Origin of the sequence: Pseudomonas sp. 25 R 14 (genome assembly GCF_900004755.1) — a bacterium.
Classification (GTDB): Bacteria; Pseudomonadota; Gammaproteobacteria; order Pseudomonadales; family Pseudomonadaceae; genus Aquipseudomonas; species Aquipseudomonas brenneri.
In genome coordinates this window covers 131,811-156,925 of record NZ_CVTS01000020.1, presented here as the reverse complement: position 1 = coordinate 156,925, position 25,115 = coordinate 131,811, and the positions used below count along the sequence as shown (strand labels likewise).

The following is a 25,115-nucleotide window of genomic DNA, read 5'->3' as shown; positions in this document are numbered from 1 at the left end:
CCCGCCGCACCGGCCTGCGCGAAGATGCCAGCCTGGCTGCGATCTACCCGATTTCCCTGGCCGCCGGCGTGCTGATCCTTGGTCTGGCCGGCAAGCGCCTGGACCTGCTGCACCTGCTGTTCGGCTCGGCGCTGGCGGTAGACGGCCCGACCTTGACCGGCATGCTGTGGGTGTCCGGCTTCAGCCTGATCGCCATGGCACTGATCTACAAACTGCTGGTGCTGGACACCCTCGACCCCCTGTTCCTGCAAACCGTCAGTCGCCTCGGGCCGTTGGCCCATGGTGTGTTCCTGACCCTGGTGGTGTTGAACCTGGTGATCGGTTTCCAGGCCATCGGCGCCTTGATGGTGGTCGGCCTGATGATGTTGCCCGCCGCGGCGTCACGCTTCTGGAGCCGGCGGCTGCCGGTATTGATCGCGATATCGGCGCTGCTCGGATGCGTGTCGGTGTGGCTTGGCTTGTTGCTGTCGTTCTATTACTCGCTGCCCAGCGGCCCGGCGATTGTGCTGGTGGCTGGCGGCTTGTACCTGCTATCCGTGGTGTTCGGGCCGGTACATGGCTTGCTGCGCCGCCCGCCCTTGCTTACATCCCAATGAGGTGTTTTCCGATGCGCGCTCTACTCGTACTGTTCAGCGTCCTGCTACCGCTGTCGTTCGCGACCGCCCAGGATAAGCTCCAGGTGGTCACCAGCTTCAGCATTCTCGCCGACATGACCCAGCAGGTCGGCGGCGAACATATCCAGCTCAGCAACATGGTCGGCCCCGATGCCGATGCACACACCTATGAGCCATCACCCGACGATGCCAAGGCGCTGCTCAAGGCCCGCGTCATCATCAAAAATGGCCTGGGTTTCGAGCCGTGGCTCGATCGCCTGGTTGCCAGCACCGAGACCCCGGCCACGGTGGTCACCGCCAGCAAAGGCGTGATCGCGCGAACGCTGGACGAAGACGGTGAAAAGATCCCCGACCCCCACGCTTGGCATAACCTGGCCAACGCCGAAATCTACATCAGCAATATCACCCAGGCATTGATCACTGCCGACCCGGCCAACAAGGCCGACTACCAACGCAACAGCCAGGCGTACCTGCAAAAGATCTACCGCCTGCTGGCCGAAGCCAAGGCCAAGTTTGCCGCGCTGCCTGCGAGCAATCGACGCATCGTCACTTCCCATGACGCCTTCGGCTACCTGGGCCAGGCCTACGGTATCGACTTCATGGCGCCCCAAGGTTTGTCCACCGAGCGCGAGCCATCGGCCGCCGAAGTCGCCGCGCTGATCACCCAGATCCGCCAGGCCCACGTCAAGGCGGTCTTCATCGAGAACATCAAGGACGCACGCCTGCTCAAGCAGATTGCCGAGGAAAGCGGCGCGCATATCGGCGGCACGTTGTACTCCGATGCCCTGGCTGCCAAAGGCCCGGCCAGTACCTTTATCGGCCTGTTTGAATACAACCTCAACACCTTGTCCGACGCCTTGGGCACGCCATGACACTGTCGATGCTTGAACTGGAAGCCGCCGCCGTGGGCAGCCGCTTTCCCCTGGCCCAGGTACTGGATGCCTTGCCGTGGAACAGCGACGGCCTGATTGCCGCCATCGCCCAGCAACACCGCAGCGGCGAGGTATTGATGCTGGCCTGGATGAACCGCCAGGCCCTCGACGAAACCCTCGCCAGCGGCCAGGTCTGCTACTGGTCACGCTCGCGTCAGCGCTTGTGGCGCAAGGGTGAAAGCTCAGGCCACAGGCAACAGTTGATCGAAGCACGCCTGGACTGCGACGGCGATGCCGTCCTGCTGATCGTCGACCAACAAGGCCCGGCGTGCCACACCGGGCGCCCGACCTGCTTTTACAACGCCATTGAAGACCACCAGGTACACATCCTCACCGCGCCCCTCAAGGAACCTGCTGCATGATCCGCAAGAACCCCTCCGGCGATCTGCCGGTCATTGCCGAGTCAGCCTACGTCGATAAAACCGCGATCATCTGCGGCAAAGTGGTCATCGGCGAAAATGTATTTGTCGGCCCCTATGCGGTGATTCGCGCCGACGAAGTCAACGCCGACGGCGCCATGGATCCGATCACTATCGGCGCCAACTCCAATATCCAGGACGGCGTGGTGATCCACTCCAAATCCGGCGCGGCGGTAACCATCGGCGAATTCACCTCCATTGCTCACCGCTCGATTGTCCACGGCCCCTGCATCGTCGGCGATCGGGTGTTTATCGGTTTCAACAGCGTGCTGTTCAACTGTGTGGTCGGTGATGGCTGTGTGGTGCGGCACAACTCGGTGGTCGATGGTCGCGACTTGCCCGCCGCGTTCTATGTGCCCTCCACCACCCGTATCGGGCCCAACACCGACCTGTCGCAGTTCCCGCCAGTGAGTGTCAGTGCCTCGGAGTTTTCCGAAGACGTGGCCCGTACAAACGTTGATCTGGTACGCGGCTACAAAGCCCTGCAAAACGAGTTCTGACTATGAGCAGCCTGCTGATCCGCAACGCCCGCCTGGTGAATGAAGGCCAGGAATTGGACGCCGACGTGCTGGTCACCAACGGTCGTATCAAAAAAATCGCCAGCAGCATCGAAGGGCAAAACGCCGCTGTCGAGATCGACGCCCAGGGTCAGTGGTTGCTGCCAGGCATGATTGACGACCAGGTGCATTTTCGTGAGCCTGGCGCGCCGGACAAAGGCAGTATCTACAGCGAGTCCCGTGCAGCTGTCGCCGGCGGGATCACCAGTTTCATGGACATGCCCAACACCCAGCCGGCGACCTTGACCCTCGAAGCACTGGCCGACAAAAAACGCCGCGCCGCCCTGCACTCGGTGGCCAACTATGGCTTTCACTTTGGGGTCAGCAACGACAACCTCGATACCGTGGCCGCCCTTGATCCGCGCAAGGTTGCCGGAGTCAAAGTGTTTATGGGGGCCTCCACCGGCAATATGCTGGTGGATGATCCGCAGATTCTGGAGCGGCTATTTTCCGAGGTGCCGACGATTTTGCTCGCGCACTGCGAACATACGCCGAGCATCCAGGCCAACGAGCAACGTTTGCGCAACCGCTTCGGCGAAGCCATTCCTGCCGTCGCGCACCCGCTGATCCGTGATGCCGAAGCCTGCTACCAATCCTCGTCCCTGGCGGTGGACCTGGCCCGTCGCCACGGTACGCGTTTGCATGTGCTGCACCTGACCAGCGCCCGGGAACTGGCACTGTTCGAAGACAAGCCGCTGGCAGAAAAACTCATCACCGCTGAAGTCTGTGTGCATCACTTGCTGTTCGATGATCGTGACTACGCGCGCCTGGGCCATCAGATCAAATGCAACCCGGCGATCAAGACCCGTGCCGACCGCAATGCCCTGCGCCTGGCCTTGCTCAGCAACCGGTTGGATGTGATCGGCACCGACCATGCGCCTCACACCTGGGAACAAAAACAGCGGCCGTACCGCGAGGCACCCGCGGGGTTGCCCCTGGTGCAACATGCACTGCCGGCATTATTGGAGTTGGTGGCTGACGGCCTGCTGCCGCTGACCACGTTGGTGGCCAAGACCAGCCATCGCGTCGCCGACCTCTTCGCCATACCCGACCGGGGTTACCTGCGTGAAGGCTATTGGGCCGATCTGGTACTGATCAAGCCCGAGCCCCACGGCAAACCGGTAAGCAGCCAGCCGATCCTGGCGCGTTGTGGGTGGACGCCGTTTGCCGAGCGTAGCTTTCGCCACAGTGTCAGCACCACGGTGGTATCGGGGCACCTGGCCTGGCATGACGGTCAGGTGATCGACAGTTGCCAGGGGCTGCCCCTGCACTTTTTACGCTGACCCAAATGTGTAGGAGACGGTTTGCCGGCGCCTACAGGGGGATGCTTCAGGCGCGAGGTTTTACCGTACCGCAGTCGCTGCCCAACCACTGGGCTTGAGTGTCGAGGCTGCCGTTCTGCTGGATACCGGTGGCGTTGAAAGTGCCGTTGACCGAGGTGGTGAACGCCTTCTGACTCTGGAACGTCGCCACGCCACTGCCCTGGGCTTTCGGGCAACTGAAGCGGAACTTCCACTGGTTGCCGGTCTTGTCTGTCACCTCTTGCTTGCAACCCGATTGCGGGTCGGTCAGCGGGATCGAATCGGAGGCTACTTGCGCGGGGGTCAGGCACACCTGCACGCCCTTGCCGGCCATGGTAATGCCTTGTTTTTCCAGCATGGCGCGCTGTTCCGGGGTCATCTGTTGCTTCAGTTGACCGAGGATCAACGACAAGTCAGGCAGGTTCTGGTTATCGACCTTCATATTGCTGGTGGTCAATTCCCACAAGCCCGGCGCCAACATCTGCGCCTGCGCTGCCACCGGCAGCGTCAAACCAACAACCATGGCCAAACCAAGCAGACGAGCATTCATCGGGTAACTCCTGGGTAATTGTCGGTGTTAGACGTCGTAAAGTGGTCGGCGTTGCATGCTCAATAAAATAGCGACAATCGCCGCCGAACATGGTCTGTTACGCATTGGATTGTCAGGAGTAATGTTGTCCATGGATTTCTTCGGCCCGCACCTGCTTGGCTACTTCATCGCAACCCTGCATTTTCTCGGCTCCCTCGCCGCCCTGCACGCGGTGCTGACCGTACGCACCGCCCAAGGCTCGATCGCCTGGGCGCTGTCGCTGATGTTCATGCCTTACCTGACACTGATTCCCTACCTGATCTTTGGCCGCAGTAGCTTCGATGCCTATATCCAGGCCCGGCGCCAGGCCAACCAGGAGATGCACAAGGCAATCACCGAACTGAACTGGCGCCCCTGGGTCGAAGAGGCCCTGGCCGCGCGCAACTCCCACGCCTACGCCTCCCTGCGCGCCATGCCCAAGCTGGGACGCATGCCGTGCCTGGCCAATAACCAGGTGCGTTTGCTGGTCAATGGCGACGCGACCTTCAGCGCCATCTTCGAGGCCATCCGCGCGGCCAGGACGGCTGTGCTGGTGCAGTTCTTCATCATTCATGACGATGAACTCGGGCGCCAACTGCACGCCCTGCTCAAGGCCAAGGCCGCCGAGGGCGTGGCCATCTACGTGCTGTATGACCGCATCGGCAGCCACTCCCTGCCCCACCGCTATGTGCAATCGCTGCGCGACGCCGGGGTACAGATCAAGGCGTTTGCCACCCGCAGCGGCTGGCTCAATCGTTTTCAGGTGAATTTCCGCAACCACCGCAAGATTGTCGTGGTGGATGGTCTTAGCGGATTTGTCGGCGGGCATAACGTCGGCGACGAATACATGGGTAAAAAACCGCCGCTCGCGCCCTGGCGCGACACCCACGTGCAAGTCAGCGGCCCGGTGGTGGCGTGCTTGCAGGAGTCGTTTGCCGAAGACTGGTTCTGGGCTGCACGCGAACTGCCGCCACTGATCCTGCCCGACACCTATGCCGATGACGGCGTGCTCTGCCAACTGCTGGCAAGCGGCCCGGCGGACCCGTATGAAACCTGCTCGCTGTTTTTCGTCGAAGCCATTCACGCGGCCACCGAGCGGGTGTGGCTCACCAGCCCGTATTTCATCCCCGATGAAGCGGTATTCGCCGCACTGCGCCTGGCGGTATTGCGTGGTGTGGATGTGCGCTTGCTGTTGCCATCACGCCCCGACCATCGGATTGTCTATGCGGCGTCCAGCCTGTACGCGATTGAAGCAGTACGCGCCGGGGTCCGGGTATTCCGCTACAAACCCGGTTTCTTGCATCAGAAAGTGGTGCTGGTAGACCGCGAAATCAGCGCTATCGGCAGTGCGAATCTGGACAACCGTTCATTCCGCCTCAATTTCGAAGTGATGTTGCTGACGGTCGACAAAGCCTTCGCCAGCGAAGTGGAACACATGCTGCTGGACGACTTTGCCCAGGCCCATGAAATCAGCCAGGAAGAAAGCCTGCAGACCCGCCGCCTGCAACAATTGGGCATGCGGGTGGCGCGGCTGATTTCCCCGATCCTATAGACCAACGCAGAACCAATGTGGGAGCGGGCTTGCTCGCGAAAGCGGAGTGCCAGTCACAATAATTACCGACTGTTACACCGCTATCGCGAGCAAGCCCGCTCCCACATTTAGTATTGCAGCGTACCCAAAGACCTCAGCGGTAAAGGTCTTCCCGCGTCCACGGCAACTCATGGCTGCCATCGGCATGGGGTTTGACTGCCAGGATCTGGTGCAGGTTGATCCAGCCCCTGGCAAACGCATAGGCGCAACCCGCCAGATACAAGCGCCAGATGCGCAGTGCCTGCTCCGGCACCATCTTCGCAGCGGCTTCCAAGTTGTCTTCCAGGCGCTCGCTCCAGTGGTCCAGGGTGCGTGCGTAATGCAGGCGCAGGCTTTCCACGTCGACCACTTCCAGACCCACTTCACTGATTTGGGCGCTGATCATCACCAGGTGCGGCAACTCGCCATTGGGGAACACGTAGCGCTCGATAAACTCGCCGGCGCCACGCCCCACCGGGCGGCCGTCGGTATGTTTGGCAGTGATGCCATGGTTGAGCACCAGGCCACCTTCGCGCACGGCGCCGAACAGGGTCTGGCAGTACTGCGCCAGGTTCGCGTGCCCAACGTGTTCAAACATGCCGACGCTGACCACTTTGTCGAACCGCCCGTCCTGGGGCAGGTCGCGATAGTCGAGCAACGCCAACTCCACCTGGTCTTCCAGACCCTCGGCGAGCACCCGCTCCCTGGCCAGTGCCAGTTGTTCCTTGCTCAGGGTGATGCCGAACACCTTGACCCCAAACTCCCGCGCCGCATAACGCGCCAGCCCGCCCCAGCCGCAACCGACATCCAGCAGATATTCCCCAGGCTGCAGACGCAACTTGCGGCACAGGTGGCGGAATTTGTCTTGCTGGGCCTGGTCCAGGGATTCGCTGCCGGTCTCGAAGTAACCGCAGGAATAGGCCATGTCGCGGTCCAGCCAGAGCTGGTAGAACTCGTTCGACAGGTCGTAATGGTAGGAAATCGCGGCGGCGTCCGTAGCCTTGTCGTGGATCGAACGCACCGGTCCGGCGTGCTCATCTTCCTCGACCAGCGCGTGGCTCAATTCGTCACACACCCGGATCACATCGCTGATGGAGCCTTCCAGCTCCAGTTTGCCCTCAACGAAGGCAGCGCCCAGGGAATCGAGCGTGGGATGGCTCAGTTGCGTCACCATCACCGGGTCCTTGACCACAATCGTGACGCTGGGCTCCGGGCCCAGGTTGAATTCATGGCCATCCCAGAGTCGCAGACGCAGCGGTAGCTGAAGATTCTGTAAGGCCGGTGGAAGTTGCGCGAGCATGAGTAGTCCCCCCTTGTTTCAGACGTCTGAAATGAGGGTAGACCATCCATAAAAAAGTAGCAGGCTATCGATTCAATAGCCCCATTCTATGGTGCCCGACGTTGCAGCAAACCGTCCTGAACCCACTGTTTCAACCACGTGACAGCTTGCAGCGGCGCGCCCTCTTGATAAGTGACTGCCAATTCGGCGCACAGTTCTGAAAACGTCCAACCCCGCTCGGCCATCCCGGCCAGGGCGTACGCCTCGGCGGGCTCCAGGCTGCGGTAGCGGCACACCTGTTGGTCACGCCAGATCAGGCACACCTCGGCCAGCGGCAATGGCTGGCTACCGGGAAACTCAGCCTGCGCCTTGACCGCGCGCCAGATCTGCAGGCTGTTGAAGCGGCACACCACCTGCTGCACTGCTGGGGCCCACTCGACCTGCAGCAACGGCCAGGCCTCGGGGGCCAGTTGCGCCATATCCTGCAGGGTCAGGGGTTGGCCCGCTGGCGCATCAAACGCCAGGGTAAAGGCCCATTCCAGGCGGGCCAGTTCTGCCAGGGGGGCGCTTTGTTCGGCGACCAGATGCTCGCCAATAAAGCCTTCAAACCGCTGCCCCAACCAGCGCAAGCTGAAGTGCGTCGAGGGGTAACGATGCACATAGGCCGCCACCAGCCCAGCAAACTCGTCATCCCCCAGCCAATGCCACAGCCCTGGAAAATCCCCTTGCATCACTTCCAGCAGGCGAGCCCGGTAGGCGTTGTGGTAGATCGCCAGCCCAGTGTCGACATCCAGGGTCGGGCCACCGATCAACGTGCTGCCAAAGCCACTGTTGTCACTGTCTGCCAAGAGATGTCGTTCGAACGCCAGTTGCCACTCGATCAGGCGCATAACGACCTCCTGGCCAAGGCGCCAGCCCCCAACTCACGGGCCTTGCCCAGTTCGTCGAGCAGCTCGGCGAATGGCGGGAAATGGTCATCACGCTCCAGCAATGTCGCCACCGGCCCCAGGTGTTCCAGGGTCTGTTGATACAGCTGCCACACCGGGTCACACACGGGATGGTCATGGGTATCGACCACGTAGTCACCGTAATCCATATGCCCGGCCAGGTGCAGTTGGCGGATGCGCTGCGGCGGCAGGTTACGGATAAAGGTCCAGGCGTCGAAACCGTGATTGCGCGAGCTGACATATACGTTGTTGACGTCCAACAGCAGCTCGCAACCGCTGAGGTGGGTCAAGGCGCTGAGGAATTCCCACTCGGTGAATTCATCGTCCTTGGATCGCACATAGCTGGAGACATTTTCCAGCACCAATGGCCGCTGCAACACGTCTTGTACCTGCCGTACACGGTCGGCGACGTGGCGCAGGCTTTCCCCGGTGTAGGGCAGTGGCAGCAAATCATGCAGTTGATGGGCGTTGCCACGGCTCCAGCACAGGTGATCGGACACCCAGGCCGGCTTGACCCGGTCAGCCAATTGCTTGAGTTGCTTGAGGTAGTCCATATCGAGGGCATGGGGCCCGCCGATGGACAGGGACACGCCATGCATCACCAGCGGATAGCGCTCGGCGATGGCGTCCAGGTAGTACAGGGCTTTACCGCCCTGGACCAGATAATTCTCGGAGACGATTTCAAACCAGTCCACATCGGGCGACTGCTCGATAATCTCCTGATAGTAAGCGCTGCGTAAACCCAGGCCGTAGCCCAGGCAAGGAACCGATACCGACATGACGAACTCCTGGAAAGTGTCCACAGCGGCGTGCACACCGCTGCGGGATCACGTATTCGCGGTTATTCGCCGACTTTGCCACCAGCCGCATCGCAGGCTGCCTTGGTCATAGACTTGAAACCATGGCCCTTGCAGACAGCCTGGCCCTTGCAGGCGTTCTCAGCGGTCTTGCAATCGTTCATGCCTTTGCAGGAGGTCACGCCGTAGCAATGCACATTCGCTTCATCAGCGGCCTGGACCTGGGTCGCGACACCGGCAAACATCGTGGCGGCAGCAATGGCCAGGGCAGCACCGGAAACGGCATTCTTGAAGTTCATTGTTGTATTCCTCATGGGTCTGTAGGGGGTCGGCTGAACGGTTTGTTCCGTCCCGACATAGCACTAGAGTGAGGTGCCGGATGGACGTTACAACGCTGTGAAAATTTTCGTGGTTTCCTGAATCCTTGTAGGAGCCATCACTAGTGCCCGCCGCGATTTGTCGTCACACTCGCAGCAGCTTTTTCGCGGGATCACGGACAAGGAAGCGTCACTCTCATGATTTCGATCTATCAGCTCAAACCGCGTTTTCAAAACCTGCTGCGCCCTCTGGTACAGCGCCTGTATGACAACGGCACCACCGCCAACCAGATCACGGTGCTGGCCGGGATCGTGTCGTTGCTGGTGGGCCTGCTGATCGCCGGTTTCGCCCAGTACACCTGGCTGTTCGCGTTGATCCCGCTGTGGATGATCCTGCGCATGGCCCTCAATGCCATCGACGGCATGCTCGCCCGGGAGTTCGGCCAGCAGTCGCTCCTGGGCGCCTACCTCAATGAACTGTGCGACGTGATCGCCGACAGCGCGCTGATCCTGCCATTTGCCTTGATTCCCGGGGTCAGCCTGGCACCGGTGTTGCTGGTGACACTGCTGGCGGTGTTCAGCGAATACGCTGGCGTGCTCGGGCCCATGGTCGGCGCATCGCGGCGCTATGACGGGCCCATGGGCAAGAGTGACCGTGCGTTTGTCCTCGGCGTACTCGCCACCGGCGTGGCCCTGGGCTGGCTCGGCGCCGGCTGGGTCGACGGGGTGATGTGGCTGATGGCTGCGTTGCTCGCCTACACCCTGGTCAACCGTGTGCGCCAGGGCCTCAAAGAACCACAAGACATCTCCCCGACGGCATAAGGATCTTGCGATGCGCGAACAGCAGCAACACACCTTCAGCACCCATGACGGCGTAGAACTTTTCTATCGGCACTGGCCCGCGACCACAGAGGCAGGCAGCGAGCCGCGCCAGGCGATCCTGCTGTTCCATCGTGGCCACGAGCATTCCGGGCGCATTGCGCACCTAGTGGATGAGCTGGACCTGCCGCACTTCGATTTCTTCGCCTGGGACGCCCGCGGCCACGGCCAATCCCCCGGCGAGCGTGGCGATAGCCCAAGCTTTGCCACCAGCGCGCGGGACGTGCAGACCTTCTGCGACCATATCGGCACAACCTATGGCATTGAGCCCGCCAACCTCGCCGTCATCGCCCAAAGCGTCGGCGCGGTGATCGCCGCCACCTGGGTCCACGACTACGCGCCGAACATCCGCGCCCTGGTGCTTGCCTCCCCGGCGTTCAAGGTCAAGCTCTACGTGCCCTTCGCCCGGCCAGGCCTGGCGCTGATGCGGCGCTTTCGCGGCAACTTTTTCGTCAACAGCTACGTCAAGGCCAAATTTCTTAGCCATGACCCCGAACGCGTGGCGTCCTATGACAGCGACCCGCTGATCACCAAGGCGATCTCGGTGAACGTGCTGCTGGGCCTGTACGAAGCGGCCGACCGCGTGGTCGCCGACGCCCAGGCCATCCAGGTGCCGACCCAACTGCTGATCTCCGGCTCGGACTTTGTGGTGCATCGCAAACCCCAGCAGCAATTCTTCGAACGCCTTGGCAGCCTGAAAAAAGAACTGCACATCCTCCCCGGCTTTTTCCACGACACCCTCGGCGAACGTGACCGCGCCGTGGCACTGGCCAGCGCCAGGCGTTTTATCCTGCAAAACTTCGCACACCCGCTGGACCGCGCCAGCCTGCTGGATGCCGACAAGATCGGCGCGACCTGCGCCGAATCCGAATCCCTCGCCGCGCCGCTGCCACGCAACTCACTGCGTGACCTGTACTGGCGCATGACCCGCGCCAGCATGGGCCTGGGTCGCCAGTTGTCCGAGGGCGTGAAACTGGGCTTTGACACCGGTTTCGATTCCGGCAGCACCCTGGACTATGTCTACCGCAACAAGCCCACCGGCAAAGGTGCGCTGGGGCGGATGATCGACACCAACTACCTGAACTCCATCGGCTGGCGTGGGATTCGCCAGCGCAAACTGCATGTCGAAGAGTTGCTGCGCCTGGCCATGGCCAAACTGCGGGACGACGCTCGTGAAGTGCGTATCGTCGACATCGCCGCCGGGCATGGTCGGTACATTCTGGAAGCCTTGCAGGGCGTTTCTCCACTGCCGGAATCGATCCTGTTGCGCGACTACAGCGATATCAACGTACGCGACGGCGGCGCGCTGATCCGCGAGAAAGGCCTGGGGGATATTGCGCAGTTCGTCAAAGGCGATGCGTTTGACCGGGCCGACCTGGCAGCGCTGGCGCCCAAGCCAACGTTGGCCGTGGTGTCCGGGTTGTATGAACTGTTTGCCGATAACGCCATGGTCGGCGGCTCCCTGGCCGGCCTGGCCGAAGCCGTAGAGCCCGGCGGGTACCTGGTGTACACCGGCCAACCATGGCACCCGCAGCTGGAACTGATCGCCCGCGCCCTCACCAGCCATCGCCAGGGCCAGGCCTGGGTGATGCGGCGTCGCAGCCAGGCGGAAATGGATCAATTGGTGGAGGCGGCGGGCTTTCGCAAGATCACCCAACGCGTGGATGAGTGGGGCATCTTCAGCGTGTCACTGGCGCAGAAGATCTGAGCATGCGCGAACCGGGACTTTTCAAACCAGCGTTGCTGTGGCTGCTGCTGTTGGCACCGCTGTTTTTCAGCACCTACGGCTTCGCCACCTGGGTCACCAGCCAGCGCAGCGACGTCGGCACCCTGGTGTTCGGCTGGGAAACCCATATGCCGTTCTGGGCCTGGACCATCGTGCCCTACTGGTCGATCGACCTGCTCTACGGTTTCTCCCTATTGCTGCCCAACAGCCGCCATGAACTCAAGCAACATGCCCTGCGCCTGCTCAGTGCCCAGGTGATTGCCGTGAGCTGCTTCCTGCTCTGGCCGTTGCGCTTCACCTTCGAACGACCGGAAATGGACGGCGTGTTCGGTTGGCTGTTCGCGGTGCTGGCGGGGTTCGACAAACCGTTCAACCAGGCGCCTTCGCTGCATATCGCCTTGCTGGTAATCCTGTGGGTCATGTACCAGCGCCATACCCAGGGCCTGTGGCGCTGGCTGGTGCATGGCTGGTTCGCCCTGATCGGCATTTCGGTGCTGACCACTTACCAGCATCACTTTATCGACTTACCCACAGGCGTCCTGGCCGGCTGGCTGTGTGTGTGGCTATGGCCGGTGGATCATCCAAGCCCGCTGTTGCATGCACGGCTGACCCAGGACCCGAAACACTGGCGCCTGGGCTTGCGTTACGCCGTGGGCGCCCTGTTGCTGGCGATAGCGGCCTTTACGTTGGGGGGCGCAGGGTTGTGGCTGCTCTGGCCGGCCGTGGCGGTGTTATTGGTGGCGCTCAACTATTGGCTGCTGGGCGCCGCAGGTTTTCAGAAACGCGCGGATGGGCGCCTCAGCCCGGCAGCACGCTGGCTGTATGCGCCTTATCTCGCGGCGGCGTGGCTCAACTCACGGCTCTGGACGCGCAAACATCCACAGCCCGACCAGGTTGTGGATAACGTCTGGCTAGGGCGGATTCCGACAGCAGCACAGTTAAATTCATTCAATGCCGTGGTCGACCTGTGTGCCGAACTGCCGGTTTATCCACAAGGCCGCGCTTACCATGCCCTGCCCATCCTCGACCTGACCGTACCTACACCTGCACAGTGCCTGGAAGCGGCCCAAGCCATTGAGCGCTTGCGCGAACACGGGCCGTTGCTGGTGTGCTGCGCCCTCGGTTATTCGCGCAGTGCCTGCGCCGTGGCTGCATGGCTGCTGCACAGCGGGCGTGCCAACACGGTGGATGAGGCACTGGCTATTATTCGTACAGCACGACCGGATGTGGTCCTGCATGCCAATCACCGCCAAGCCTTGGGAGAACTGCCGCATGCCCGCTGATATGCAACTCCAGGTGGTCGCCAGCCTGCTGCGCCGCGGCCGCTCGCTGGATCAGTTATCCACAGGCCTGACCTTGCTCGGGGTGCTGTTTGGCCTGGCGCAACTGTTGATGGTCAGTATCGCGCCGATCTGCCTGCTGCTCAGCCTGTGGATGATTATCCTTGGGCTGCTGCAAAAGTATTGGGCACTGCGGGTGGCGTTCGATGCCGATCTGTTTGCGCTGCTGGCCAAGGACATAGAGCGCACCGGCGAACTGGACCAGAGCCTGCAAAGCCTGGGCCTGCAACCGGCCAACCGCGCCAGCCGACCCTGGGCCGAGCGCCAGCGCGGCGCCCTCAAATTGCTGCGCAAACAGGCTTACCTGCTGGGCGCGCAAGTCTTACTGACATTGGCCGTCATCCTGGCCAGCCCGTGGCTGCCCTTCTCCGGATAAGGAATCCTCATGTTCGAACCCGTGGTCGCGACCCTGATTACCTCCATGGCCCGCACAGTGACCGGCGCTCGCAGCCTGTGGCTGGGTTGTGCGCCAGAACCGGTGCAGCGCATCTATTTTGCCAACCACAGCAGCCACGGCGACTTTGTGCTGCTCTGGGCATCCTTGCCGCCAAACCTGCGCAAAGCCACACGCCCGGTGGCCGGCACGGACTACTGGAACAAAAGCGCGCTGCGCCGTTACATCATCAACCGCGTCTTCAACGGCGTGCTGATTGACCGCGAACGCAAAGACCCTGTGGATAACCCTTTGCAGCCAATGCTCGAAGCCCTGGAACAGGGCGACTCGCTGATCATCTTCCCCGAGGGTACGCGTAACCTGGAGGATGGCCTGTTGCCGTTCAAAAGTGGCCTGTATCACCTGGCAAAGAGTTATCCACAGGCGCAACTGATCCCGGTGTGGATCGCCAACCTCAACCGCGTAATGCCCAAGGGTCGCGTGCTGCCACTGCCATTGCTATGCACCACCAGCTTCGGCGCCCCCCTGCAATTGGCAGACGGTGAAGACAAGGCCCTATTCCTCGCCCGCAGCCGCGACGCCCTGCTCGCCCTCGCCCCGGAGCATTCCTGACATGGATAGCCAAACCCTGATGTTGTTCGGCGGTATCGGCATGATCCTGGTGCTCGCCTCGCTGATCGGCCTGATCCTCAAGCTACGCACCCGTGGCACGCCTAACGCGGTGATCGACAACCTCAACGCCCGCATCAACGCCTGGTGGGTGATGGTGGTGGTGATCGGCATCGCCTTCTGGCTCGGCACCGGCACGGTGATCCTGCTGTTCTACGCCGTGTCGTTCTACGCCCTGCGCGAATTCCTCACCCTCACCCCCACCCGCCGCAGCGACTACCCGGCGCTGGTCGCCGCGTTCTACCTGGCGCTGCCGCTGCAATACCTGCTGATCTACTTTGACTGGTACGGCCTGTTTTCGATCTTTATCCCGGTCTACGTATTCCTGCTGCTGCCCATCCTGGCCTCGCTGGGCGGCGACAGCACGCACTTCCTGGAGCGGGCGTCGAAAGTGCAGTGGGGCCTGATGATCGCGGTGTTCTGCGTATCCTTCGTCCCCGCCCTGCTGACCCTCGACATCGTCGGCTACGAGGGCCGCAACCTCTTGCTGATCGCCTACCTGGTGATCGTAGTGCAGCTCTCGGACGTGTTGCAGTACGTGTGCGGCAAACTGTTCGGCAAACGCAAGATCGCCCCCAACCTGTCACCGTCGAAAACCGTCGAAGGCTTTGTCGGCGGGATCCTGCTGTCATCCCTGATCGGCGCGGCGCTGTGGTGGATCACACCGTTCAACCCCTGGCAGTCCTTCCTGATAGCACTGTTGATCAACCTGCTGGGCTTTGCCGGCGGGATTGTGATGTCGGCGATCAAGCGCGATCGGGGCGTGAAGGACTGGGGGCATATGATCGAAGGGCACGGCGGGATGCTCGATCGGCTGGATTCGGTGTGTTTCGCGGCGCCGATTTTCTTTCATCTGGTGCGGTATTGGTGGACCTGAGTCACACCTATCCGAAGGCTCGCGACGCTCAAATGTGAGAGCGGGCTTGCGCGCGAAAACGTGATGTCAGGCGCCACCTGTTTGGCCGAGTCTCCAGGCTATTCGGCATTACTCGCGTTATGTCTTAACATAGCCGGTTGCCGAAAGAACCGTCATGGCCATAACCATGGAGGGCTTCCGCCCTTTTCGACTACAAATAAGTGTGCTGAAGATGAACAAGCCTTTCATTTCGCTGTGCCCCGAAATTACTCGGGCGCATGCACTGACGCTGATGGACTGGTTGGAGGATGAGCGCGTCACCTGCTATCTGAGCGATTCGCGTCATGTCTCCCGCTCCATCGAGCACGCCATCGATCGGACTCAATTGCCGATCCTGACCCATCTATTCAACCGGGGCGGGCGATTCTTCATGGCCTATGACCGGCATGACGCGCCGGTGGGCTTTGTCCGTCTCATCAAGACCGGCTCAGATTGCGAGATCGTCCTGGTCATCGGAGACAGCGACAAATGGGGCAAGAACCTTGGCGCCCGTACGATCCGCGAAGGCATGAAACTGGCCTTCCTCGACATGCGGGCCAAGAAGCTCATCGCCAAGATCCACCCGGACAACGCGCGCTCGCTGAAAGCCTTTCTGCGCAGCGGCTTTGTGCTTGAGAGCGAAACACCGACATTGAAGTCGTTTTCCATGACGGTGGGGCGCTATCTCCAGTTCTTGCGCGAAGGTGGCGTTGGCGACTCCACTAGGATCTACATCACTGAAATCGACAAGGCCAGGCTCGAAAGTCTAATCGTGCTCGAACAAGGCCCGGCCGTTGTTGAACTCGAACACGAGCTTGAGCGAGCCATTGTCGTCAAGCCGCAGCAGGTGGCGCGCAATGTCGTCACGATGAACTCCAGGGCCTTGCTGCAACTGGACGACGAAGAGATCGAAGTGGCCCTGGTTTACCCCGAAGACGCGGACAGCAACGCAGGGAAGCATTCCGTGTATTCCGACATCGGCGCCGCCATCCTGGGCTATCAGGAGGGGGACGCCATCGACTGGCGAATTTCTGATCGGACCCGCCGGATTGAGATCAGGAAAGTGCTTTACCAACCGGAAGCTGCGGGCGACTTCCACCTATAGGGATCTGGCCAAGGCTACTTCGTGCAGCCATTGAGGACGGTGGCGCGTCTGTAGCAGGCGCTGATCAGAACGGTCAGCTACCTGCGTCAGATTTAATACACCAGCGGCAGTTTTAATTCTCTAAAACCACCCTTTCTCATTCCCGATAGACGTTACTCAACCGTCACCGACTTGGCCAGGTTACGCGGCTGGTCAACGTCGGTGCCCTTGAGCACGGCCACGTAGTACGACAGCAATTGCAGCGGGATGGTGTAGAGGATCGGTGACAGGGTGTCGTGGATGTGCGGCATGTTGATGACGTGGGTGCCTTCACCATTGGTCATGCCGGCCTTTTCATCGGCGAATACGATCAATTGGCCGCCACGGGCGCGTACTTCCTGCAGGTTGGACTTGAGCTTCTCCAGCAGTTCATTGTTCGGCGCAACGGTGACCACCGGCATGTCGTCGTCCACCAGGGCCAATGGGCCGTGCTTGAGTTCACCGGCCGGGTAGGCTTCGGCGTGGATATAGGAGATTTCCTTGAGTTTCAGGGAGCCTTCCATCGCCACGGGGTACTGTGCGCCACGGCCAAGGAACAGGGTGTGGTTCTTGTCGGCAAACAGCTCCGCGACTTTCTCTACAGTGCTATCCATAGCCAGGGCTTCGCCCAGGCGAGTCGGCAGGCGGCGCAGTTCTTCCACCAGGGTGGCTTCGACGCCTGCGCCCAATGTGCCGCGCACCTGGCCCAGGGACAGGGTCAGCAGCAGCAGGCCCACCAGTTGGGTGGTGAAGGCCTTGGTGGAGGCTACGCCGATTTCGCGGCCGGCCTGGGTCAGCAGGGTCAGGTCGGACTCACGCACCAGGGAGCTGATGCTGACGTTGCAGATCGCCAGGCTCGCCAGGTAGCCCAGCTCCTTGGCATTACGCAGGGCGGCCAACGTGTCGGCGGTCTCGCCGGACTGGGAGATGGTCACGAACAGGGTGTCAGGCTGCACCACCACCTTGCGGTAGCGGAACTCGCTGGCGACTTCGACCTGGCACGGGATGCCGGCCAGCTCTTCCAGCCAGTAACGCGCGACCATGCCGGCGTGGTAGCTGGTGCCACAGGCGACGATCTGCACATTGCGCACTTTGGCGAACAACTCGGCGGCTTGTGGGCCGAAGGCGTTGACCAGCACCTGGTTCTGGCTCAGGCGACCTTCCAGGGTGCGCTGCACCACGGAGGGTTGCTCGTGGATTTCCTTGAGCATGAAGTGGCGGAACTCACCCTTGTCGGCGGCTTCAGCGCCGTCGCGGTACTGCACGGCTTCGCGCTCGACAGAATTGCCGTTGACGTCCCAGATCGCCACGCTTTCACGGCGGATGTCGGCGATATCGCCTTCTTCCAGGTACATGAAGCGGTCGGTGACCTGGCGCAGGGCCAGTTGATCGGACGCCAGGAAGTTCTCTCCCAGGCCCAGGCCGATCACCAATGGGCTGCCACTGCGGGCGGCAACCACACGGTCCGGTTGGCTGGCGCTGATCACGGCCAGGCCGTAGGCGCCATGCAGTTCCTTGACCGTGGCCTTGAGGGCGGTGGTCAGGTCGCTGTGGTCCTTGAGCTTGTGGTTGAGCAGGTGGGCGATGACTTCGGTGTCGGTGTCCGAGGTAAAGACGTAGCCCAGGCCCTTGAGCTGTTCGCGCAGCACTTCGTGGTTCTCGATGATGCCGTTGTGCACCACCGCAATATCACCGGAGAAGTGCGGGTGCGCATTGCGTTCGCACGGCGCACCGTGGGTCGCCCAACGGGTATGGGCGATGCCCAGGCGGCCTGCCAGGGGCTCACCGGCCAGGGCCTGCTCCAGTTCGCTGACCTTGCCTGGGCGGCGCATGCGCTCCAGCTTGCCAGCATTACTGAAGACCGCGACACCGGCACTGTCGTAGCCACGGTATTCCAGGCGCTTGAGGCCTTCGAGCAAAATGGCGGTAACGTTTCGTTCAGCGACTGCGCCTACAATTCCACACATGGTTTCTCTCCTAGATGACTGCCGCGCAAATCAGCGTAATGCCGCGGGCTTGAATCTGGTCGCGGGCCTCAAGCGGCAGGCGATCATCGGTAATAAGGGTATGGACGCTGCTCCAGGGCAGTTCCAGGTTGGGGATCTTGCGGCCAATCTTGTCGGACTCGACCATCACCACCACTTCGCGGGCAACTTCGGCCATCACGCGGCTCAAACCCAGCAATTCATTGAAGGTGGTGGTGCCGCGCTGCAGATCGATGCCGTCGGCGCCGATGAACAGTTGGTCGAAGTCGTAGGAGCGCAGCACTTGTTCAGCGACCTGGCCCTGGAACGAGTCCGAGTGCGGGTCCCAGGTACCGCCAGTCATCAACAGCACAGGCTCATGTTCCAACTCACTCAGGGCACTGGCCACATGCAGGGAGTTGGTCATCACCACCAGGCCGGGCTGATGGCCCAGTTCCGGAATCATCGCGGCGGTGGTGCTGCCGCTGTCGATGATGATCCGTGCATGTTCACGCAGGCGTTTGACCGCCGCCCGCGCGATGGCGCGCTTGTGCACAGAAATCGGTTGGGCAGGATCGCCGACCAGTTCCTGGGGCATGGTGATGGCACCACCGTAGCGACGCAGCAACAGGCCGTTGCTTTCCAGCGCGGCGAGGTCCTTGCGGATGGTCACTTCGGAGGTTTCGAAACGCTTGGCCAATTCGTCCACGCTCACTTCACCCTGCTCGGTGAGCAAAGCCAGGATGTTGTGGCGTCGTTGAGGTGTATTTCGTTTCGACATGGTGATGATAAGTTTCGTTTCGAAAGATAACGAAGGCAATCAAAACCTACTGGCGGGAAATCGTCAAGCGGCGGATGCACTTTTTTGAAAACAACATAGATCCAATGTGGGAGCGGGCTTGCTCGCGAAGGCGGTGCATCAGATACACGTTCAGTGACTGGCACTCCGTCTTCGCGAGCAAGCCCGCTCCCACAATGGAATGGCGTTGCTAATGAGGTTGTGGATAACTCAGGTCTTTTTGATTTTGACCGGGCGTTTCCAGCCGTCGATGTTGCGCTGGCGGGCGCGGGCCACACCTAGTTGCAAGTTATCCACATCCTGATTAATGGTGGAGCCTGCGGCCGTGCTGGCACCATCACCCACCTTCACAGGGGCAACCAGCGAGTTATTGGAGCCGATGAATACATCTTCACCCAGCACGGTCTGGTGCTTGTTGGCGCCATCGTAGTTGCAGGTGATGGTCCCTGCGCCGATGTTGGTGCGCGCACCGATAACGGCGTCGCCCAGGTAAGTCAGGTGACCCGCCTTGGCGCCCTCGCCCAGGTGGGCGTTTTTCAGTTCGACAAAGTTACCCACATGGGCCTTGGCTCCCAGCACGCTACCCGGACGCAACCGCGCGAACGGCCCGGCATCGCTGCCCTCGCCCATCACTGCACCGTCGATATGGCTGTTAGCCTTGATCACCACGCCTTTGCGCAGGGTGCTGTCCTTGATCACGCAGTTCGGGCCGATGACCACGTCATCTTCAATCACCACGCGGCCTTCGAGGATCACGTTGATATCGATCAGCACGTCGCGGCCCACGGTAACCTCACCGCGTACGTCGAAACGCGCCGGATCGCGCAGCGTCACGCCCTGAGCCATCAAGCGGCGGCCTTCACGTAGTTGGTAGTGACGCTCCAGTTCCGCCAGTTGCTTGCGATCGTTGGCGCCCTGCACTTCCATCGGGTCGTGGGGCTGCTCGGTGGCGACCACCAGGCCATCATTGACGGCCATTTCAATCACGTCGGTGAGGTAGTACTCACCCTGGACGTTGTTGTTCGACAGACGACTCATCCAGTCCGCCAAATGAGTCGCCGGCACCGCGAGAATTCCGGTGTTGCCTTCGGTAATTGCCCGTTGGGCCTCAGTGGCGTCCTTGTGCTCGACGATGGCTGTGACCTTGCCGTCGGCATTGCGCACGATACGGCCGTAACCGGTCGGGTCGTCCAGTTCGACGGTCAGCAGCCCCATCTGGCCAGGCACCACGTGTTTGAGCAGGCGCTGCAGGGTTTCTACTTCGATCAGCGGCACATCACCGTAGAGGATCAGCACGGTGTCAGCCTTGATGAACGGTACGGCTTGCGCCGTGGCATGACCGGTACCCAGTTGCTTGTCCTGCAATACGAAATTCAAGTCGTCGGCGGCCAGACGTTCACGCACCGCATCGGCACCGTGGCCAATCACCACGTGGATACGCTGTGGCGCCAGTTGCCGGGCGCTGTGGATAACATGGCCGAGCATGGAGTTGCCAGCAACCGGGTGCAGCACCTTGGGCAGGGCTGAACGCATGCGAGTGCCCTGGCCTGCGGCGAGAATGACGATTTCAAGAGACATGAATGGCTACCAATCCTGGGCGGTCCGGCTTCAGACCAAAGAAGTGTTTTGCTAAAAAAGAAAAAGGGTAGCCGAGGCTACCCTTTTTAATCAATCACACATGAAGCATGACGGCGAGGCCGCTTACTTCTTGCGGATCTGCTGGAGAGTACGCAGCTGAGCTGCGGCCTCGGCCAGACGTACTGCAGCAGCGCTGTAGTCGAAGTCTGCGCCTTTTTCGTGCAGGGCCTTCTCGGCAGCCTTGACGGCTTCCTGAGCGGAGGCTTCATCCAGGTCGCCAGCACGTTGCACAGTGTCGGCAAGCACCTTGACCATGTTCGGCTGAACCTCAAGGAAACCACTGGAGATGTAAAACACCTCACGTTCCCCGCCTTGCTTGGTCAGCGTGATCGGACCTGGCTTCAAGCTGGTAATCAGCGGCGCGTGCCCCATGGCGATACCAAGATCACCCAGAACGCCGTGCGCTGTTACAAACTCGACCAGACCGGAGAAGATTTCCCCTTCCGCACTGACGATATCGCAATGGACTGTCATAGCCATCTGATTGCCTCAACCTAAATTAGCGCCCGTTGCCGGGCGCTGGGATTACAGTTTCTTGGCTTTCTCGATCGCTTCTTCGATGCCGCCGACCATGTAGAACGCTTGTTCTGGCAGGTGGTCGTAGTCACCGTTGAGGATGCCTTTGAAGCCAGCAATGGTGTCTTTCAGGGAAACGTATTTACCCGAGGCACCGGTGAAGACTTCAGCCACGAAGAACGGCTGCGACAAGAAACGCTGGATCTTACGAGCACGGTTTACCAACTGCTTGTCGGCTTCCGACAGCTCGTCCATACCCAGGATCGCAATGATGTCCTTCAGTTCTTTGTAACGCTGCAGCACGTACTGAACGCCGCGAGCGGTGTCGTAGTGCTCCTGGCCGATCACGTTCGGGTCCAGCTGGCGCGAAGTCGAGTCGAGTGGATCGACCGCTGGGTAGATACCCAGGGAAGCGATGTCACGGGACAGTACGACGGTGGCGTCCAAGTGGGCGAAGGTGGTCGCAGGCGATGGGTCGGTCAAGTCATCCGCAGGTACGTATACCGCTTGGATCGAAGTGATCGAACCTTCCTTGGTCGAAGTGATACGTTCTTGCAGAACGCCCATCTCTTCAGCCAGGGTCGGCTGGTAACCTACTGCCGAAGGCATACGGCCCAGCAGTGCGGATACTTCAGTACCGGCCAGGGTGTAACGGTAGATGTTGTCGACGAACAGCAGAACGTCGTTACCTTCGTCACGGAACTTCTCGGCCATGGTCAGGCCAGTCAGTGCTACGCGCAGACGGTTACCCGGCGGCTCGTTCATCTGACCGTAGACCAGTGCCACTTTGTCCAGAACGTTGGAATCCTTCATCTCGTGGTAGAAGTCGTTACCCTCACGAGTACGCTCACCCACACCGGCGAACACGGAATAACCGCTGTGCTCGATGGCGATGTTACGGATCAGTTCCATCATGTTTACGGTCTTGCCTACACCGGCACCACCGAACAGACCGACTTTACCGCCCTTGGCGAACGGGCAAACCAGGTCGATAACCTTGATGCCGGTTTCCAGCAGGTCGTTACCGCCCGCTTGCTCGGCGAACGAAGGTGCTGGACGGTGAATGCCCCAGCGCTCTTCGGTGGCGATCGGGCCAGCTTCGTCAATCGGGTTGCCCAGTACGTCCATGATCCGGCCCAGGGTCGCTTTACCGACCGGTACGGAGATGGCAGCGCCAGTGTCGACAACGTCCAGACCGCGCTTCAAGCCTTCGGTGGAACCCATCGCAATGGTACGAACTACGCCGTCGCCCAGCTGCTGCTGAACTTCCAGGGTAGTTTCCGCGCCTTGTACTTTCAGCGCGTTGTAGATGCTCGGTACGCTGTCGCGTGGGAATTCCACGTCGATAACGGCGCCGATGATTTGAACGATACGTCCGCTACTCATAGCTGGATCCTCTGAATATTTGAACCGTTAAACCGCGGCAGCGCCGCCGACGATTTCCGAGATCTCTTGGGTGATCGCAGCCTGACGCGCCTTGTTGTAGATCAGCTGCAAATCGCTGATCAGATCACCGGCGTTGTCGGTAGCGTTTTTCATCGCGATCATCCGCGCCGCTTGTTCAGCTGCGTTGTTCTCGACCACCGCCTGGTACACCTGCGACTCCACGTAGCGCACCATCAAGCCGTCAAGCAGCTCTTTGGCGTCTGGTTCGTAGAGGTAGTCCCAGTGGTGCTTGAGTTCCTGATCCGGGGTCGCCACCAGTGGAATCAATTGCTCCACGGTTGGCTGCTGGGTCATGGTGTTGATGAACTTGTTGGATACCACGGACAGGCGGTCAATCCGGCCTTCCAGGTACGCATCCAGCATCACCTTCACACTGCCGATCAAGTCATTGATCGACGGCTCTTCACCCAGGTGGCTGATAGCTGCAACGACGTTACCGCCGAAGTTGCGGAAAAAGGCCGCACCCTTGCTACCAACAACACACAGATCGATCTCGACGCCGTTTTCGCGGTTTACCGCCATGTCCTTGACCAGGGCCTTGAACAGGTTGGTATTCAGACCACCGCACAAACCACGGTCACTGCTCACTACCACATAACCCACACGCTTGACTTCGCGGTCGATCATGAACGGGTGGCGGTATTCCGGGTTGGCGTTGGCCAGATGCCCAATTACCTGGCGGATACGCTCCGCATAAGGACGGCTAGCAGCCATGCGCATTTGTGCCTTGCGCATTTTGCTGACCGCCACTTTCTCCATGGCGCTGGTAATTTTTTGCGTGCTTTTGATGCTCGCAATCTTACTGCGAATCTCTTTTGCGCCTGCCATGTAACACCTATCAGGTTAGCAAGCGGGAGCCTTGCGGCTCCCGCTGCGGCTTACCAGGTTTGGGTGGCCTTGAACTTCTCGATACCGGCCTTCAGGCCAGCGTCGATTTCGTCATTGAAGTCACCCTTCACGTTGATCTTGGCCATCAAATCGGCATGATCTCGGTTGAAGTAAGCAATCAGCGCTTGTTCAAAGCTGCCGACCTTGGCGATTTCGACGTCAGTCAGGAACCCACGCTCAGCGGCATACAGCGACAGCGACATGTCAGCGATCGACATTGGCGCGTATTGCTTCTGCTTCATCAGCTCGGTAACGCGCTGACCATGCTCAAGTTGCTTACGGGTCGCTTCGTCCAGGTCAGAAGCGAACTGGGCGAATGCCGCCAGTTCACGGTACTGAGCCAGAGCGGTACGGATACCACCGGAGAGCTTCTTGATGATCTTGGTCTGAGCGGCACCACCCACACGGGATACCGAAACACCGGCGTTCACAGCAGGACGGATCCCGGAGTTGAACATGGCCGATTCCAGGAAGATCTGACCGTCGGTGATGGAAATCACGTTGGTCGGAACGAACGCGGAAACGTCGCCAGCCTGGGTTTCGATGATCGGCAGTGCGGTCAGGGAACCGGTTTTGCCGGTCACTGCGCCGTTGGTGAACTTCTCTACGTACTCTTCGGATACGCGGGATGCGCGCTCCAGCAGACGGGAGTGGAGATAGAACACGTCGCCTGGGTAGGCTTCACGGCCTGGTGGACGGCGCAGCAGCAGGGAAATCTGGCGGTAAGCCACTGCTTGCTTGGACAGATCGTCATAAACGATCAGCGCGTCTTCACCGCGGTCGCGGAAGAATTCACCCATGGTGCAACCGGAGTACGGTGCCAGGAATTGCAGCGCAGGAGATTCCGAAGCACTGGCAGCCACGATGATCGTGTTGGCCAGGGCGCCGTTTTCTTCCAGCTTGCGAACCACGTTGGCGATGGTCGATTGTTTCTGACCGATCGCTACGTAGACGCAGAAAATGCCGCTGTCTTTCTGGTTGATGATCGCGTCGATCGCCAGAGCGGTCTTGCCGATCTGACGGTCACCGATGATCAGCTCACGCTGGCCACGGCCGACAGGGATCATGGCATCGACAGCCTTGTAGCCAGTCTGTACAGGCTGGTCTACCGACTTACGCCAGATCACGCCTGGAGCAACTTTCTCGACCGCGTCGGTCTCGGTGTTGCCCAGTGGACCTTTACCGTCAACAGGGTTACCCAGTGCGTCGACAACGCGACCCAGCAGTTCCTTACCAACCGGAACTTCGAGGATGCGGCCTGTGCACTTGGCGCTCATGCCTTCAGCCAGACTGGTGTACGCGCCCAATACAACGGCACCTACGGAGTCTTGCTCCAGGTTGAGGGCCATACCGTAGACGCCGCCCGGAAACTCGATCATCTCGCCGTACATTACGTCGGCCAGACCGTGAATCCGCACGATGCCGTCAGATACGCTGACGACAGTGCCTTCGTTACGGGCTTGGGAGGTCACATCGAGCTTGTCGATGCGGCCCTTGATAATTTCACTTATTTCGGAAGGATTGAGTTGCTGCATTG

General features: G+C 60.6%; 25 protein-coding genes. 13 read left to right on the top strand and 12 right to left on the bottom strand.

Annotation, left to right across the window (positions count from 1 at the left end; genetic code table 11):
- The 5 genes from BFQ03_RS03635 to BFQ03_RS03615 all read left to right on the top strand — a co-directional run.
- Positions 1-596 (top strand): metal ABC transporter permease (locus tag BFQ03_RS03635; RefSeq protein ID WP_065942486.1); only part of this gene is annotated, 596 nt, incomplete at its 5' end.
- An 11-nt stretch (positions 597-607) separates the two neighbouring features.
- Positions 608-1,486: a metal ABC transporter substrate-binding protein gene (locus BFQ03_RS03630; protein WP_065942485.1), complete on the top strand. Its 879-nt coding sequence runs from the start codon at positions 608-610 to the stop codon at positions 1,484-1,486.
- Positions 1,483-1,908, top strand: coding sequence for a phosphoribosyl-AMP cyclohydrolase (gene hisI / locus BFQ03_RS03625; protein WP_032856660.1), 426 nt, complete (start codon positions 1,483-1,485; stop codon positions 1,906-1,908). The genes BFQ03_RS03630 and hisI overlap by 4 nt, the downstream gene beginning before the upstream one ends.
- Entirely contained in the window at positions 1,905-2,465 is a 561-nt protein-coding gene (locus BFQ03_RS03620) for a gamma carbonic anhydrase family protein (RefSeq protein ID WP_032856659.1), read from the top strand. Before hisI ends, BFQ03_RS03620 begins: the two co-directional genes overlap by 4 nt.
- A gap of 2 nt (positions 2,466-2,467) precedes the next feature.
- Positions 2,468-3,805, top strand: a complete 1,338-nt coding sequence (locus BFQ03_RS03615; RefSeq protein ID WP_065942484.1) for a dihydroorotase — start codon at positions 2,468-2,470, stop codon at positions 3,803-3,805.
- Positions 3,806-3,851: 46 nt separating this feature from the next.
- Here BFQ03_RS03615 and BFQ03_RS03610 read toward each other — a convergent pair whose 3' ends face one another.
- Positions 3,852-4,373, bottom strand: a complete 522-nt coding sequence (locus BFQ03_RS03610) for a DUF3617 domain-containing protein (protein ID WP_065942483.1) — start codon at positions 4,371-4,373, stop codon at positions 3,852-3,854.
- Between the two features lie 130 nt (positions 4,374-4,503).
- Here BFQ03_RS03610 and cls point away from each other — a divergent pair, with 130 nt between their 5' ends.
- Positions 4,504-5,943, top strand: coding sequence for a cardiolipin synthase (cls, locus tag BFQ03_RS03605; RefSeq protein WP_032856655.1), 1,440 nt, complete (start codon positions 4,504-4,506; stop codon positions 5,941-5,943).
- 133 nt (positions 5,944-6,076) lie between these two features.
- Here cls and cfaB read toward each other — a convergent pair whose 3' ends face one another.
- The 4 genes from cfaB to BFQ03_RS03585 all read right to left on the bottom strand — a co-directional run bounded on the left by cfaB (position 6,077) and on the right by BFQ03_RS03585 (position 9,283).
- Positions 6,077-7,261: a C17 cyclopropane fatty acid synthase CfaB gene (cfaB, locus tag BFQ03_RS03600; protein ID WP_032856654.1), complete on the bottom strand. Its 1,185-nt coding sequence runs from the start codon at positions 7,259-7,261 to the stop codon at positions 6,077-6,079.
- Positions 7,262-7,347: 86 nt separating this feature from the next.
- The gene (locus BFQ03_RS03595; RefSeq protein WP_065942482.1) at positions 7,348-8,130 is read right to left on the bottom strand and encodes an HvfC/BufC N-terminal domain-containing protein; all 783 of its coding nucleotides are present in this window, start codon (positions 8,128-8,130) and stop codon (positions 7,348-7,350) included.
- A complete protein-coding gene (locus BFQ03_RS03590) occupies positions 8,121-8,966 on the bottom strand; it encodes an MNIO family bufferin maturase (RefSeq protein ID WP_032856652.1) in 846 nt (281 codons plus the stop codon). Before BFQ03_RS03590 ends, BFQ03_RS03595 begins: the two co-directional genes overlap by 10 nt.
- Positions 8,967-9,028: 62 nt before the next feature.
- Positions 9,029-9,283 (bottom strand): BufA2 family periplasmic bufferin-type metallophore, encoded by a 255-nt coding sequence (locus tag BFQ03_RS03585; RefSeq protein WP_032856651.1) that lies wholly within the window; start codon positions 9,281-9,283, stop codon positions 9,029-9,031.
- Positions 9,284-9,499: 216 nt separating this feature from the next.
- Here BFQ03_RS03585 and BFQ03_RS03580 point away from each other — a divergent pair, with 216 nt between their 5' ends.
- From BFQ03_RS03580 to BFQ03_RS03550, 7 genes are all read left to right on the top strand, one after another.
- Positions 9,500-10,123 carry a CDP-alcohol phosphatidyltransferase family protein gene (locus BFQ03_RS03580; RefSeq protein ID WP_065942481.1) on the top strand — a complete coding sequence of 208 codons (624 nt, stop codon included), beginning with the start codon at positions 9,500-9,502 and terminating at the stop codon, positions 10,121-10,123.
- Between the two features lie 10 nt (positions 10,124-10,133).
- Positions 10,134-11,888 carry a bifunctional alpha/beta hydrolase/class I SAM-dependent methyltransferase gene (locus BFQ03_RS03575; protein WP_032856649.1) on the top strand — a complete coding sequence of 585 codons (1,755 nt, stop codon included), beginning with the start codon at positions 10,134-10,136 and terminating at the stop codon, positions 11,886-11,888.
- A 2-nt stretch (positions 11,889-11,890) separates the two neighbouring features.
- A complete protein-coding gene (locus BFQ03_RS03570; protein ID WP_065942480.1) occupies positions 11,891-13,189 on the top strand; it encodes a phosphatase PAP2/dual specificity phosphatase family protein in 1,299 nt (432 codons plus the stop codon).
- On the top strand, positions 13,179-13,622 hold the full coding sequence (locus tag BFQ03_RS03565) for a hypothetical protein (RefSeq protein ID WP_032856647.1): 444 nt from the start codon (positions 13,179-13,181) through the stop codon (positions 13,620-13,622). Before BFQ03_RS03570 ends, BFQ03_RS03565 begins: the two co-directional genes overlap by 11 nt.
- A gap of 9 nt (positions 13,623-13,631) precedes the next feature.
- Positions 13,632-14,252 carry a lysophospholipid acyltransferase family protein gene (locus BFQ03_RS03560; protein ID WP_032856646.1) on the top strand — a complete coding sequence of 207 codons (621 nt, stop codon included), beginning with the start codon at positions 13,632-13,634 and terminating at the stop codon, positions 14,250-14,252.
- 1 nt (position 14,253) lies between these two features.
- Complete coding sequence (locus BFQ03_RS03555) at positions 14,254-15,186, top strand: phosphatidate cytidylyltransferase (RefSeq protein WP_032856645.1); 933 nt, start codon at positions 14,254-14,256, stop codon at positions 15,184-15,186.
- Positions 15,187-15,340: 154 nt separating this feature from the next.
- Positions 15,341-16,309, top strand: a complete 969-nt coding sequence (locus tag BFQ03_RS03550; RefSeq protein WP_175403875.1) for a bifunctional GNAT family N-acetyltransferase/nucleoside diphosphate kinase regulator — start codon at positions 15,341-15,343, stop codon at positions 16,307-16,309.
- A gap of 152 nt (positions 16,310-16,461) precedes the next feature.
- Here BFQ03_RS03550 and glmS read toward each other — a convergent pair whose 3' ends face one another.
- The 7 genes from glmS to atpA form a co-directional block, all read right to left on the bottom strand.
- Positions 16,462-18,294, bottom strand: coding sequence for a glutamine--fructose-6-phosphate transaminase (isomerizing) (gene glmS / locus BFQ03_RS03545; protein WP_065942479.1), 1,833 nt, complete (start codon positions 18,292-18,294; stop codon positions 16,462-16,464).
- Between the two features lie 10 nt (positions 18,295-18,304).
- The gene (locus tag BFQ03_RS03540) at positions 18,305-19,072 is read right to left on the bottom strand and encodes a DeoR/GlpR family DNA-binding transcription regulator (RefSeq protein ID WP_032857193.1); all 768 of its coding nucleotides are present in this window, start codon (positions 19,070-19,072) and stop codon (positions 18,305-18,307) included.
- A 228-nt stretch (positions 19,073-19,300) separates the two neighbouring features.
- Positions 19,301-20,668, bottom strand: a complete 1,368-nt coding sequence (gene glmU / locus BFQ03_RS03535; RefSeq protein WP_032857191.1) for a bifunctional UDP-N-acetylglucosamine diphosphorylase/glucosamine-1-phosphate N-acetyltransferase GlmU — start codon at positions 20,666-20,668, stop codon at positions 19,301-19,303.
- Between the two features lie 123 nt (positions 20,669-20,791).
- Complete coding sequence (locus tag BFQ03_RS03530; RefSeq protein WP_032857189.1) at positions 20,792-21,208, bottom strand: F0F1 ATP synthase subunit epsilon; 417 nt, start codon at positions 21,206-21,208, stop codon at positions 20,792-20,794.
- A 45-nt stretch (positions 21,209-21,253) separates the two neighbouring features.
- Positions 21,254-22,630 (bottom strand): F0F1 ATP synthase subunit beta, encoded by a 1,377-nt coding sequence (gene atpD, locus BFQ03_RS03525; RefSeq protein ID WP_032857187.1) that lies wholly within the window; start codon positions 22,628-22,630, stop codon positions 21,254-21,256.
- Positions 22,631-22,657: 27 nt separating this feature from the next.
- On the bottom strand, positions 22,658-23,518 hold the full coding sequence (gene atpG, locus BFQ03_RS03520; protein ID WP_010565870.1) for a F0F1 ATP synthase subunit gamma: 861 nt from the start codon (positions 23,516-23,518) through the stop codon (positions 22,658-22,660).
- Between the two features lie 50 nt (positions 23,519-23,568).
- Entirely contained in the window at positions 23,569-25,113 is a 1,545-nt protein-coding gene (atpA, locus tag BFQ03_RS03515) for a F0F1 ATP synthase subunit alpha (RefSeq protein WP_029290137.1), read from the bottom strand.
- Positions 25,114-25,115 lie beyond the last annotated feature (2 nt).